Genomic DNA, 13178 nt, shown 5'->3' on the forward strand with positions numbered 1-13178 from the left:
TTCGGGGGTGTCGTTGCCTCGCGTAAGGGTCTCCGCCTGAACGATCCGGGGATGGAGCTGACCTTGAGCGAGCGCAGGGCTGTCACGGTGAAGAAGGCGTTGGCCTACAAGGGGGCGGACCGGGCCGGGAAGTCGCGGATCCTGGACGAGTTGGTCGAGTTGACGGGCTGGCATCGTGACTATGCGCGGGCGGCGTTACGGGAGGTGCTGGTCGTCAAACCGGTCCGGCCTCGCAAGCCGCGGTCGCGGGTCTACGGCGATGACCTGCTGCCCGCCCTGGTGCGCTGTTGGACCCTGTTGCGGGCGCCGGCGGGGAAGATCCTGGCGCCGTTCATGCCCGTGCTGGTGCCCCTGCTGCGGGTGGAGGGGGAGATCGTCTTGGACGACACCCAGGCCGAGTTGTTGGCCGGTATCTCGGCGGCCACGATCGACCGGATGCTCGCCGGGGAGCGGAAGCGGATGACGCTACGCGGCCGGACGCACACCAAGCCGGGGTCGTTGTTGAAACACCAGATCCCGATCCGCACGTTCGCTGACTGGGACGATGCGACGCCGGGGTTCGTCGAGATCGACCTGGTCGCCCACGACGGTGGGGTGGCCTCGGGTGAGTACTGCTACACGTTGACGATGACCGATGTGGCGACGGGGTGGACGGTGAACCGGTCGGTGCCGAACCGGGCCCGTCGGTGGGTGATCGAGGCCATCGACCACGCCGCCGGGATGTTCCCGTTCCCGATCGTGGGGATCGATTCCGACAACGGGTCGGAGTTCATCAACCACCACTTCCTGCACTACTGCGAGACCCGCAAGATCACGTTCACGCGCGGGCGGGCGGGGAAGAAGAACGACGGCTGTTACGTGGAGCAGAAGAACTGGGCCCGGGTGCGGGAGTTGGTCGGCTACTACCGGTACGACACCGACGCCGAGCTCGAGCTGCTGAACCGGATCTGGGCGTTGGATGACGCGTTCGCGAACTACTTCCTGCCCAGCCTGAAGCTGGCCTCCAAGCACCGCGACGGCGCCAAGGTCGTCAAGAAGTACCACCAGGCCGCCACCCCGCACCAGCGTGCCCTCGCCCACCCCGCGACCCGGAAACGGCCCGTGATCACGATGAACGCCCGGTTCAAGAAGCTTCGCCTCGGTGCCCTGCAACGCGAGATCCTCCACCACACCGGACGCCTCGAAGCCCTCGCCCAGGCCAAGGGCCGTACCGCCCGGCAACGCCGTGCCGCGACCGGCTGAACCGGAGGAGACACGTGAGGCAACGACTCCTGCCGAACCGGAGGTCACAGGTGAGGCAACGACCTAATCCATCCGGAGGTATTGACATGAGGCATCACGGTGGACTCGTGGCATCCTTGATCCCATGGCCAAGGACCCTGCTACCACGCCCCCCAAGGACGAGGCTCCCGCGGGCGGGTTCGACACGGTCATGTCCCACCTGACCGACGCCATCCTCGACCGCACCTATCCAGCCGGGAGCCAGCTCCCGACCGAGCGCCGGCTGGCGGCCGACCTCAACGTGAGCCGCAGCGCCGTCCGCGAGGCCATCAAGGTCCTGCAGGCCCAAGGGATCATCGCAACCGCCGCCGGTCCGGCTCACGGCACCCGCATCTCCACGACCGCGGGCGACGCGTTCGGCCGCATGCTGCGCCTGCACCTGGCGCTCGGCTCGGCCGACTTCGGTGAACTGACAGACACTCGCGTCGTCCTCGAGCGGGCCGCCGTCGCGGCTGCTGCGCAAAGGGCGACCCCCGGGGCGCTCGATCCCGCGCGCGACCTCGCCGAGCGAATGGCCGCCGTGTCGTCGTCCGACGACTTCAGCGTCCTGGACACCGATTTCCACGTCGCTCTGGCGAGCCTGGGGCAGAACCGACTGATCAGCGACCTCACCGTGGCGATCAGGCAGGCCGTGGCGCCCATCATCCGTGACGCGCAGCAGGTCCTCGCGGACTGGGAGGAGCTCCGGCAGCGGCTCGTCCAGGAGCACTTCGCGATCCTGGACTCCGTGGTCGGCGGGCGTGGCGACGAGGCGGCCGACCTCACCGAGCAGCACATCCGGGCAGCTCATGCGGCACTGCGGATCGGCATCGAGCCCCGGACGGCCATGGGCTGAGGGACGACCGCCGTGGTGGTCACACCCTCATGTTGAGGGCACCTCGGCCCGCCATCGCCCGCGCACGGCCACCAGCCGTGCCGCCACGCTCAGGGCCACCTCCGCGGGGCTGTGCGCCCTGATCGGGAGCCCGGCCGGCACCTCCACGCGAGCCTGGTGGGGGAGGTGCGCGATCTTGGCGCGCTTCCCCACGACCCCGAGGTAGCCCAGCCGAACGGACTCGAGCGCCGCCACCGTGGCCACGTCCCGGTCCGGGTCGTGCGTGGCCACCACGACGAGGGTGTTGTCCCCCGGCGCCACCACCTCGGCGATCCGCCCGTACGGCAGCTCCCGCGCGTCGTGCACCACGCCGCGCAACCGGTCCGCGGCCCCGGGCCGCTCGTCCACCACCTCCACCCGGAAGCCGAGCGGCACGAGCAGGCCTGCCAGTGCCCCGCCGACGTGGCCGGCGCCCACCAGCACGACTCGATGGCTCGGCCCGGAGACGTGCCGGTAGTCCCAACCTTCGCCCGCGACCCGCCATTCCAAGGTCTCGCCCGCGGCCAGGGCAGTGTCCACCGACCTGAGGTGGCCGGTCCACGACGCGTCCAACGGCACCAGAGCGACGCGTTGCTCGCCGCCGCACCGCAGGCCCGAGGCGTGCTCCGCGCCGGCCCGGTGGGTCTGGGTGAGCAGGCGCGAATGCGGTGTCGGCGTCCGGAGGAGCTCGAGCGCGACCCCGACGACCGTGGCCTCAGCGACGCCCCCGCCGGTGGTGCCGGCCAGCCACCCCTCCAGGCCGACGGCCATCAGCCAACCGGCGTGGCCGGGCGAACTGCCCCGATGCGACACGACGACGGCCAAGACGCACGGCCGTCCGGCCATCACCTCCTCCGCCAGGGCCCGCCAGACCAGTTGCTCCGGAAGGGTCGGCCCGTCACCCATCGTCCGACCCGCCGTGGAGCAGGGTGAAGATGCGCTCGGAGCTCAACGGCGTCCGATACTGCGCTGGTGCCGCAGGAGCGTACGAGGCGATGGCGTCCTGCAGGGCGAAGAAGGCACCGAGCCCGTAGACGAGGGGCGGCTCGCCGACGGCCTTGCTGCCCAGCAGCCCGTCGGTGTTGGGCTCGGTCAGGAGCGTGACGTCCAGGACGGGGGCGGTCGGCAGGTCGGGCACCTTGTAGGTCGCCAACGTGTCGGACAGCAGGCGTCCCGCAGCATCACGGACGACCTCCTCGCAGGTCATCCACCCCACCCCTTGCACGATGGCACCCTCGACCTGTCCCAGGTCGGTGGCGCCGTCCAGGGTGGAACCCACCTCATGGGCGACCGTGACCCTGGTGACGAGCCCGGTGCCCAGCAGCGTGTCGACCTCCGCCTCGACCAACGCGGACCCGAACACGTGGTAGCGGAACGGGGTGCCGTGCCCGGTCGTGTCCCGGGTGAGGCCGGGGGTGGCGACGTGCGCGAGCGCCGACAGGGTGCGTCGCTGCTCGTACGCGTTCGCGACCCGCTCGTCCCAGGTTCCGTCCGGCGGCAGGCCCGCCAGGATCGCAAGGCAGGCCTCGCGTGCGGCGGCCCCGTTGAGGTCCGCGCCCGTGCTGGCCGCGGTGGGCGACACGTTGGCCACGCGGGTCGTGTTGGTCGTCCGCACCCGGACGGCGGCCTCCTCAAGGCCGAAGGTGCGCGCCACGACGGTCCGAATCTTCCCGTGGACACCTTGGCCCATCTCGACGGCACCGGTCGTCACCGCGACCGTTCCGTCCAGGTGGACGTGCACCAGCGCCTCGGCCTGGTTGAGCGGCAGGAACGTGAAGGCGATGCCGAAGCACACGGGGACCACGGCCATGCCTCGCCGGATCCTGGGGCCGGTCGCGTTCCATGCGTCCACCTCCGCGCGAACGCTGGCCGGGTCACGCCGGCGCTCGAGCGCGGTCCACGCCTCCCGGGCCCGGCCGCCGTCCACCGCCTGGCCGTAGGGGAGGGTGTCGCCGTCCTTGACGAGGTTGCGCTCCTGCAGGTCTTCGGGCCGGACGCCGCGGGCCCGGGCCGCCTCGCGGATCGCCGCCTCCATCGCGAAGATCGCCTGGGGCGCACCGAAGCCGCGGAACGCCGTGTTGGACGGCGTGTCCGTGCGGGCACAGGTGCCGGTGATGCGGACGTTGGGGAGGGCGTACGCGTTGGTGGCGTGCAGGAGCGACCGGTCCATGATCGCCGTGGACAGGTCGGGCGTCGCGCCCGAGTCCTGGACGAGGGCAACCTCATAGGCGACGAAGCGGTCCTCGGCGTCCAGCCCGAGGCGGAACTCGGCGGTGTAGGGGTGGCGCTTGCCCGTGCTCCGCAGGTCCTCGGAGCGGTCGAGGCACAGGCGCACCGGGCGACCCGTCCGCTGGGCGGCGACGGCGGCCAGGCAGGCCCACGGGGTCGCCTGTTCCTCCTTGCCGCCGAACCCGCCGCCCAGTCGGGCCACGTCCACCTCGACCAGGTGCTGGGGCAGCCCCGTGGCCAACGCAACGGCCGCGTGGACGGCGCTGGGCGACTGGGTGGCCGAGTGGACGAGGAGCCCCGCCTCGGTGGGGATCGCGAGCGCACACTGGGTCTCCAGGGCCACGTGGTCGGCGGACCCCAGGGCGACGCTGCCGGTCACGACCAGGTCGCAGTCGGGCCACGCGGCGTCCACGTCGCCGCAGGCGAGTGTCCGGGGGCCCTGGATGACGTCCCCACGGGCCACGGACTCCGCAGGGTCGAGCAGGGGCGGGAGCGGCGTCCAGTCGGCCCGGACGAGCCGGGCGGCCTCCTCGGCGACGTCCTCGGACTCGGCGACGACGATCGCGAAAGGCTGCCCGGCTCCGTGCGCCTCACCGTCGGCCAGGAGTGGCTCGCCGCTGGTGCCCGGGACGTCCCCGGCGACGAGGACGGCCACCACGCCGGGGACAGCGAGGGCAGCCGCCGCGTCCACCCGGCTGAACCGCGCGTGCGCATGGGGCGAGGTGGCGGGCCTGGCATGCAGGCAGCCGGCCGGCAGGGGCAGGTCGCCGGTGAAGGGGGCGCGCCCGCGAACCAGGGCGTCGAGGTCCTGGCGGCTCATCGGATGACCGTCATCGCGTCGAAACCGGGATACAGGGCTGCGATGTGGGCGACCACGATGTGCGCGAGCAGCCGCGTGCGGTAAGACGCCGACCCGCGCACGTCGTCGATCGGGGCGATCTCGTCGTGAACGACGCGCAGTGCCCCTCGGACCGTCGCCGGCGTGACCGCTCGCCCCGCCAACGCCTCCCCTGTGGCCCGCAGCAACAGCGGGACCGGAGCCACCCCGCCCGCGCTCAGGCTGACCGTCCCGAACGTGTTCGCGTCGCCGCCCGTCACCACGAGGGCGCTCGTCACGGTGGCGATGTCGTCGTGGGGGCGGCGGCTGACCTTCTCCGCGTGCAGGCGGCCCCGTCCATCGCGGTTGGCCGGCACCGTCACCGCGACGATCACCTCGTCGCCGCGCAGGTCGGTGCGCTTGTACCCGTGGTGGAAGGCGTCCAGGCGGACCCGGCGGGCGCCGTCCGGGCCCGTGATCTCCAGGACCGCGCCCAGCGCCAGCAGCACGGTGGCGAGGTCACCGACGGGCGAGGCGTTCGCCACGTTCCCCCCGATGGTCGCGACGTTGCGGATGGCGGGGGACCCGAACCTCTCCAGGAACGGCCCAAGGCCCGGCCAGGAACAGGTCACGATCGGGCTGGTCAGGAGTTCCGCCACGGTCACGGCGGCGCCCAGATGCAGGACGTCCTCACGCTCGGCCAGGTCGCGTAGCCCGGGAACGTACCGGGCCCTGACGAGGGACGACGGTCCATGCGGGTGCCGGACCCCCTCGTCGGAATGCCCCCCGACGAACGTCGCGCCGGCGATCGGCTCCTCCACATCCGGGACCGGCAGGCTCAGGCCGGCGTGGGCGACGGCGTCCGGGAGGAGGCCGCGGCGTACGGCGTCCGCGAGGCCGAGGTGCCCGGGGTCGAACGTCGCCGCCAGGTCGTCGCACGCGCGGGCGATGCCGGCATAACCCGTGCAGCGGCAGAGGTTGCCGGCGGCGGTGGCCCTGGGCGGTGCACCGGCGAGGAGGCCGGCGGTCAGGGCGACCACGAGACCGGGGCTGCAGTACCCGCACTGGATCGCCCCGGCCTCGACGAGCGCGCGCTGCACGGGGGTCGGGGCGGCGGCGTCGAGTCCCTCGACGGTGATCACGTGGCAGCCCGCCACGAGGTCCGTGGTGAGGAGGCAACTGTTCACGCCGCGGTAACCGGGCTCGGACGCGCCGGCCGCGTGTTCGCCGAGGAGCACCTGGCAGGCGCCGCAGTCGCCGCCCCGGCACCCGGGCTTGGCGGCCACGAGGCCCCGGTTCCGCAGCCAGGTCAGGAGGTTGGTTCCCGCAGGGGCCTCCACGGTCGTGTCGTTCAGGACGAGGCGGGGCATGTGACCTCCGTGAAGGTGAACCGGTCGACGTCGAAGAGACCGAGGTCGCTCAGCTTGAGGGACGGCATCACCAGCAGTGACAGGAACGACAGCGTGGTGAAGGGTGCCCGTAGCGGTGAGCGCAGCCGCCTCGCCACGAGGTCGATCAACGTGTCGAGCCGCGCAGCAACCTCCTCGGCCGGCCGGTCGCTCATCAGGCCCGCCACCGGCAGGGGGAGCGAGGCCACCCCTTGGGGGCTGGCGACGGCGAGGCCTCCGGCGTGCTCGACCACCGCGTTGATGGCCTCCGCGAGCAGGCAGGCGTCCGTCCCGGCCGCGACCATGTTGTGGGAGTCATGGGCGACGCTGGACGCGATGGCCCCCTCGACCAGCCCGAAGCCGCGGACGAACGCCACGGAGGGGGGCGCGGGGCGGTAGCGGTTCACGACCGTCAGCAGCAGGACGTCCGCCCCCGGATCCGGCTCGACGAAGCCCGCCCGAACCGGCAGGTCGACCACATCGACACCGGTCACCAGGTCTCCGTCGGTGACGGTGATGACGCGGCAGGCGATCCGGCCCGCGCTGCTGCCCGCAGCTGGGACGCGGAGGTCGGCGGGGTCGACGGGGCCAGCCCCGAACGCGTTCACCGGTTCGGACGCCGTGCGTGCCAGCAGGCACGCCCCGTCCTGGGCGACCAGTTGGCCGGCGATCCACGTTCGCCGCGGCCGGAAGTCTACGAGGTCGTCCACCTCGACCGCGTTGAACGGGTCGCCGACCCGGAGGCGTCCGAGGTCGAGCCCGTAGTGCCGCTGGGGCGTGAGGCAGGCGGCTTCGAGGACGGCGAACAGGTCCTCGCCCGCCGCCACCGAACGGGCGACGAGGCGGTCGATGTGGCCGCGCAGCAGGTCGTCCGCGGCGAGGTCGTCGGTACAGAGCATCGTGCGGCCGGGATGGCGGCCGATGAGGGGGAGCAGCGCGTCAAGGTTGCGGGCCGCGGAGCCCTCCCGGATGAGGATGCGCATCCCGAGGGCGATCTTCTCCTCCGCCTCGTCCGGCGTGGTGCACTCGTGATCGGTGGAGATCCCGGCGCCGGCGTAGCGGCGCGCGTCCTCGCCGGTGAGGCCCGGGGCGTGCCCGTCGACGGGGAGACCGCGCCGGAGTGCGGCGTCCACCTTGCCCATGACGCGCGGGTCGCGGGCCAGGACCCCCGGGTAGTCCATGACCTCGGCGAGGAGGCCGACCCCGGGCGTGTCGAGGAGCTCTTCGACCTCGTGCGTGGCGAGCGTCGCCCCTGCGGTTTCGTGCGGCGTGGCCGGGACGCAGCTCGGGGCACCGAACAGGACGGTGAACGGGGTCCGACCGGCGTCGGCGATTATCCAGCGCACCCCGGCGATGCCGAGGACGTTCGCGATCTCGTGCGGGTCGGAGACGGAGGCGACCGTACCGTGCCGGACGGCCGTCCGCGCGAACTCGGCCGGCGTGAGCAGGCTGCTCTCGATGTGGACGTGCGCGTCGACGAAGCCGGGCAACAGGAAGCCGGCGTCGGGACCGAGGTCGCCCACGGCCATGATCGACGTGATGACTCCGGCGCGCCATGCCACCTCGCAGGGCGTGATCTGGCGTGCCTCGATGTCCACGAGGTTCGTTCGGAGCCCCACCTGGGTCGGTCGGGGGCCGGGCCCGGGCGTCCATCACCCGACCGTGAAGGTCCGGGTGTCCCGATCCGGAGGCCGGTTCGACTCGCCGCCGGAGGGGTCGGAGTCGTGCACCTCGAACACGTAGGTGCCCGGCGACAGCGTGAGCGTGAGCTCCCACGGGGCGAAGGTCTGGCCCTCGCGGGTGGTGACGAACCCCTCCTGGACGGTGGCGCCGTCCGGCCTCAGGAGGCGCCAGGGCAGGTTCGCCTCGAACACGTTCGCCTCGCCCGACAGGCGCACGGGCGACGTCACGGTCCGGCCCTCGGCCGGGGTGTCGATGCCGACGAGCAGGCGGACGTCGAGCGGATCCTCGCGGCGCAGCGGCTTGTCCCACAGGAGGTGGCCCCACGACGCGGGCTCACCCTCGATGGTCGCCAGCACGGACGCCGTGGCGTCCACCGCCTCGGTGACGGTCCAGACCAGCTGTTGCACCAGGACGGCCTCGCCGGACGCCCCGACGTTGGCTGCTCGCGCCTCACCCGACAGGTTCACCGTGATGACGCCGCCCCGCTGGTCGACGCCCAGGACGCGGGTGTCCTTCGGCCACGAACTGCTGTAGTCGGGGTCGTCCGGGCCGGCGATCAGGGCCTCGAGGGCGCCCCGAGCCTCGGACGCCCCGGCCCGCGGCTCGCGGGTCAGGCGGAAGCCCCGGGTGGTGTCGACCACGAAGTAGACGAGCCCCGTCGCTGCCTGGGGCGTCGGTGTGGACACCGGGGCCGTGGGGGATGGCGTGGGTGGTGTCGGGGACGCCGAGGGTGTCACGGACGCCCCGGGCGAGGCGCTGGTGGGCGGCGCCGGTGTGGGGCCGACGGCGGGCGAGCATCCGGTCAGGAGCGCCAGGAGTACCACGACGACGGGCCAGCGGCGATGCATGACGTGCCTCCTCACAGGGGCGATGGCCAAGTTTACTGCGGGGGCGCGAAGCGCGTTGCCGGGCCGTGGTTTTCCTCCTTCGCCCGAGTGGGCTCGACCGCGGTGTGTAGACGCTGCGTCGGCGGGTAGGGGGTGCCCATGAGTGATCTCAACGCCACCCGTGAAGCAGCAGCCAGCAAGGTCAGCAAGGGCGGAGGGTTCCCCGAGCAGGAGCAGCGGCCGCCCGGTTCCACGTCCGAGATGACGCCCGTCCCCGACCACGGGGAGGACACGTGGGTCGGCCGCGGACGCCTCGAGGGCCTCAAGGCCCTCGTCACCGGCGGTGACTCGGGCATCGGGCGGGCCGTCGCCATCGCGTTCGCGCGCGAGGGCTGCGACGTGGCCCTGAGCTACTTGGCCGAGGAGCAGGCGGACGCCGAGGACGTGGCCCGGCTGGTGGAGGAGGCGGGGCGCCGGTGCGTCCTGCTGCCCGGGGACCTGCAGGACGAGGCCACGAGCCGGAAGGTGGTCGACCGGGCGGCCGAGGAGTTGGGCGGCCTGGACGTGCTCGTGAACAACGCCGGTTTCCAGTGGGGACGCCGTGACTCCGGCCTGGCGGACCTGACGACCGAGGAGATGGACCGTGTGTTCCGCACGAACCTGTACGCCCTGTTCTGGGTGACCCAGCAGGCGCTGCGGCACCTGGGCGAGGGGGCGAGCATCATCAACGTCAGCTCGATCCAGGCCTACGACCCGTCCACCAACCTCATCGACTACGCGGCGACCAAGGCAGCCATCAACAACTTCACCGTCAACCTCGCCGCGGAGGTGGGTCCGAAGGGCATCCGGGTCAACGCGGTGGCCCCGGGACCCATCTGGACCCCCCTGCAGCCGGCGACCAAGCCCGGGGAGTCCATGCCGAAGTTCGGCGAGGACACGCCCCTGGGTCGGGCCGGGCAGCCGTCCGAACTGGCGGGGGCCTTCGTCTTCCTCGCCTCACCGGCGGAGGCGTCCTACGTCTCGGGGACGGTCCTCGGCGTCACCGGGGGCAAGCCCGTCTTCTGACCCGGTCTCCCGGTTTCGGCGGGGGCCGGCCGGGTACCACCTGGTTTGCGCGCCAAGGGCGCGGGGTAGACGCTCCCCATGAGAGCAGTCACCTGGCAGGGCCCCCGCACGATTGAGACCCGGGACGTCCCCGACCCCGTCCTCGTCGATGACTCCGACGCCGTGGTGCAGGTCACCGCGACCGCGATCTGCGGCTCTGACCTGCACCTCTACGAGGTGCTGGCGCCCTTCTTGACCAAGGGGGACGTCCTCGGTCACGAAGGCATGGGGATCGTCGTGGAGACCGGCAGCGCGGTGACGCGCGTCCGTCCCGGCGACCGCGTCGTCATCCCGTTCACCATCTCGTGCGGCGCCTGCTGGATGTGCACGCGTGGGCTCCAGTCCCAGTGCGAGGTGACCCAGGTCCGCGAACGGGGCAAGGGCGCCGCGCTGTTCGGCTACACGTCCCTGTACGGGAGCGTGCCCGGCTGTCAGGCGGAGTACGTCCGCGTCCCGCACGCCGACTACGGGCTCATCCCGGTGCCCCGGGAGGGCCCCGACGAGCGCTGGCTGTACCTCTCCGACATCCTGCCGACCGGCTGGCAGGCGGCGCGCTACGCCGACGTGACCCCGGGTGACACTGTGGCGGTCGTGGGCCTCGGCCCCGTCGGCCACCTGTCCGCACGAGCGGCCTTGCGGCAGGGCGCCGCCCGTGTGATCGGGGTCGACCGGGTGCCGGAACACCTCCAGCGCGCACGCGAGGCCGGCATCGAGGTGGTCGACGACACGGACGACACCCCCGCCGCGATCAAGGACCTGACCGGTGGACGCGGCGCCGACCGCGTGATCGATGCCGTCGGCATGGAGGCGCACGGCGACCCGGTGGTGGCGGGCATGTTGGCGGCGGTGTCCCGGTTGCCCAAGCCCGTCTCCGCGCCGCTGGCCGAGAGGGCCGCGGTGGATCGTCTGGCGGGCCTGCGGGCCGCACTCGGCTCGGTCCGCCGGGGCGGGACGGTCTCGATCGTGGGCGTGTACGGCGGGGCGATGGACCCGATCAACATGATGGACCTGTTCGACAGGCAGGTCACGCTGCGGATGGGACAGGCGAACGTCCGCCGGTGGAGCGACGAGCTGAGGCAGATGATCGAGACGGACGCCGACGCCTTCGACACCGAGCACCTCGCCACCCACCGACTGTCCCTCGAGGACGCCGCGAAGGGCTACGACCTGTTCCAGCGGAAGGCGGACGGCTGCTTCAAGGTCGTCCTCCACCCGGGCGAACGTCCGCTCCCCTGACACGCCGAAGCGGCCAGCGCGGAGATTCCGCGCTGGCCGCTTCGTGCCGGACGTGGTGACTACAGCGGGTTGCGGTCGTCCCTGCGGACCTCCTCGGCCCGAAGACGTGCCTCCTCGGCCACGGAATCCTTGGCCATCGACGCGTCGTCCCGGACGTGCTCGCCCGCCATGGTGGCGGCGTCCTTCACGCTCTCCACGGCTTCCTGTGCGACGGGCTTGACGTTCTCGATCGCCTCCTTCGCCATGCCGGCTGCCTCGTCGAGCAGCGGTTCGGCTCGGTCCTTGGCCTTGAGAGCCATCTCCTGCTCCGTCCTGGTGGAGGGCAACAGCCCTCCGATCAGGGCACCGAGGCCGAACGCGACCAGCCCGGCGGCCAAGGGGTTGCCCTGCGCGGAGCGGCCGACCCGGCGCGGGACGTCCTGCACGGCGCCCGCGGCGTCCTCGACGGCGGACTGGGCGCGCTGCCCCACGTCGCCGACGGCCCCCTCATCCCACGGATCGCGCGGATCGCCGAAGATGCGGTTGCGGAGGCCGCGCACGTCGCTCTTCACGCCCTCCACCTTGCGGCGCGCCATCGTGGCGGGGTTCGCCTCCTCGGCCAACGTGTCGACGTCGCGGCTCAGTTCGGCGCGGGTGCGCTCGATGTCGCGGCGGATCTCCTCTGGATGGTTGCTCATCGGTTCTTCTCCTCCTGGCCCATGACGGCATTGGGAATCTTGCTCACGGTCTCGGCGGTGCGGGGGAGTCCCTGCACCTTCTTCAGTTCGCCCCGGCCGGACACGCCGAGGGCCACCGCGACGATGGCGTACACCACGCCGACGATGACCCCGGCCAGGCCGAGGGCGGGGCGGTCGACGGTGCCGATCCAGACACCGAGCGCCCACCACAGGGCGAGCGAGCCGAACAGCAGGGCGAAGATCCCGGCCACCGCGGCGCCGCTCAGCATGCCGGCGCCCCTACCCGCACGGGTCGCGCTCTGGCGCAACTCCGCCTTGGCGAGCTCGACCTCCTGCCGGATCAGGGTCGAGGCGTCCGCCAGCACGTCGGACGCGATCTCGCCCAACGACCGGGGGTCCCCCTCGTTGAGGCCCTCATCGGGCCTGTTCAGCTGGGTCATGTCGACTCCATCGTCGGCCGCAGGGGAGGCTGCTCCATCGTGGGGCGCAGAGGCGGCTGGTGTTGCATCATGGGCCGCTGGCCCGGCTGGTCGGTGTCCGCGTCACGCACGCCGCGTGCGAGACGACCCGCCAGGAGGCCGGCGCCGGCGGCGACGGCCAGGAACCCCCACGGGTTGCGTGCCGCGAAGCGGCGCACCCCGTACAGGGCGGAGTCGAGGTCGTTGTCGCGCAGCCAGGCCGCTGCGCGTTCGGTGTAGTCCTGGGCCTGCGCGGCCAAGTTGGAGGCGGTGCCGTCCGCCCGGCCGGCGACCGTCATCTCACGGAGCTCGTCGGACATGTCCTGGAGGCCGTCCGCGAGCCGGGCCTGGACGGTGGACGCCTGGGTCCTCAGTTCGGCGAGGCCCTCGTCCACTACGCGGCGTCCTTGGTACTTGCCCTCCATCGTGAGTTGGCGGGCCTCCTCCTTGGCCGTCTGGGCGACGTGACGCGCCTGGTCCGTGGCCGTTTCGGTGACCTCGGTCGCCGGCCCGCGGATGGAGTCGACAGCAGCCTGCCCGGTGGTGGTCGTGGGATCGTTCGGATAGGTCATCGGAGCCCTCCTGATGTCGTGCGACGACGATCGCCGCACCTCTGGATTACCCC

12 protein-coding genes are annotated in these 13178 nt (G+C 72.3%); 4 read left to right on the forward strand and 8 right to left on the reverse strand.

What is annotated here, in order from left to right; genetic code table 11:
- Positions 1-51 precede the first annotated feature (51 nt).
- Together AC5YDV_RS13565 and AC5YDV_RS13570 are read left to right on the forward strand one after the other, a co-directional pair.
- The gene (locus AC5YDV_RS13565; RefSeq protein WP_496182577.1) at positions 52-1242 is read left to right on the forward strand and encodes an integrase catalytic domain-containing protein; all 1191 of its coding nucleotides are present in this window, start codon (positions 52-54) and stop codon (positions 1240-1242) included.
- Positions 1243-1366: 124 nt separating this feature from the next.
- Entirely contained in the window at positions 1367-2116 is a 750-nt protein-coding gene (locus AC5YDV_RS13570; protein WP_496183865.1) for a FadR/GntR family transcriptional regulator, read from the forward strand.
- Positions 2117-2143: 27 nt separating this feature from the next.
- On the opposite strand, the gene AC5YDV_RS13575 is transcribed toward AC5YDV_RS13570, so the two are convergent.
- From AC5YDV_RS13575 to AC5YDV_RS13595, 5 genes are read right to left on the reverse strand one after another with little or no spacing between them, the layout of a single operon-like run.
- Complete coding sequence (locus AC5YDV_RS13575; RefSeq protein WP_496183866.1) at positions 2144-3040, reverse strand: XdhC family protein; 897 nt, start codon at positions 3038-3040, stop codon at positions 2144-2146.
- On the reverse strand, positions 3033-5183 hold the full coding sequence (locus AC5YDV_RS13580) for a molybdopterin cofactor-binding domain-containing protein (RefSeq protein ID WP_496183867.1): 2151 nt from the start codon (positions 5181-5183) through the stop codon (positions 3033-3035). The genes AC5YDV_RS13575 and AC5YDV_RS13580 overlap by 8 nt, the downstream gene beginning before the upstream one ends.
- Positions 5180-6550 (reverse strand): FAD binding domain-containing protein, encoded by a 1371-nt coding sequence (locus AC5YDV_RS13585; protein WP_496183868.1) that lies wholly within the window; start codon positions 6548-6550, stop codon positions 5180-5182. The genes AC5YDV_RS13580 and AC5YDV_RS13585 overlap by 4 nt, the downstream gene beginning before the upstream one ends.
- Entirely contained in the window at positions 6532-8166 is a 1635-nt protein-coding gene (gene ade / locus AC5YDV_RS13590) for an adenine deaminase (protein WP_496183869.1), read from the reverse strand. Before ade ends, AC5YDV_RS13585 begins: the two co-directional genes overlap by 19 nt.
- 54 nt (positions 8167-8220) lie before the next feature.
- Positions 8221-9099 (reverse strand): Gmad2 immunoglobulin-like domain-containing protein, encoded by an 879-nt coding sequence (locus AC5YDV_RS13595; RefSeq protein ID WP_496183870.1) that lies wholly within the window; start codon positions 9097-9099, stop codon positions 8221-8223.
- 138 nt (positions 9100-9237) lie between these two features.
- On the opposite strand from AC5YDV_RS13595, the gene AC5YDV_RS13600 reads away from it, so the two are divergent.
- Positions 9238-10143: an SDR family oxidoreductase gene (locus tag AC5YDV_RS13600; protein ID WP_496183871.1), complete on the forward strand. Its 906-nt coding sequence runs from the start codon at positions 9238-9240 to the stop codon at positions 10141-10143.
- Between the two features lie 78 nt (positions 10144-10221).
- Positions 10222-11418 carry a zinc-dependent alcohol dehydrogenase gene (locus tag AC5YDV_RS13605; protein WP_496183872.1) on the forward strand — a complete coding sequence of 399 codons (1197 nt, stop codon included), beginning with the start codon at positions 10222-10224 and terminating at the stop codon, positions 11416-11418.
- A 59-nt stretch (positions 11419-11477) separates the two neighbouring features.
- On the opposite strand, the gene AC5YDV_RS13610 is transcribed toward AC5YDV_RS13605, so the two are convergent.
- The 3 genes from AC5YDV_RS13610 to AC5YDV_RS13620 are packed head-to-tail and all read right to left on the reverse strand — an operon-like array spanning position 11478 to position 13125.
- A complete protein-coding gene (locus AC5YDV_RS13610) occupies positions 11478-12095 on the reverse strand; it encodes a DUF3618 domain-containing protein (protein WP_496183873.1) in 618 nt (205 codons plus the stop codon).
- Positions 12092-12535 (reverse strand): phage holin family protein, encoded by a 444-nt coding sequence (locus tag AC5YDV_RS13615; protein ID WP_496183874.1) that lies wholly within the window; start codon positions 12533-12535, stop codon positions 12092-12094. Before AC5YDV_RS13615 ends, AC5YDV_RS13610 begins: the two co-directional genes overlap by 4 nt.
- On the reverse strand, positions 12532-13125 hold the full coding sequence (locus AC5YDV_RS13620) for a hypothetical protein (protein ID WP_496183875.1): 594 nt from the start codon (positions 13123-13125) through the stop codon (positions 12532-12534). Before AC5YDV_RS13620 ends, AC5YDV_RS13615 begins: the two co-directional genes overlap by 4 nt.
- Positions 13126-13178 lie beyond the last annotated feature (53 nt).

The organism is Propioniciclava sp. LT432 (assembly GCF_059515965.1).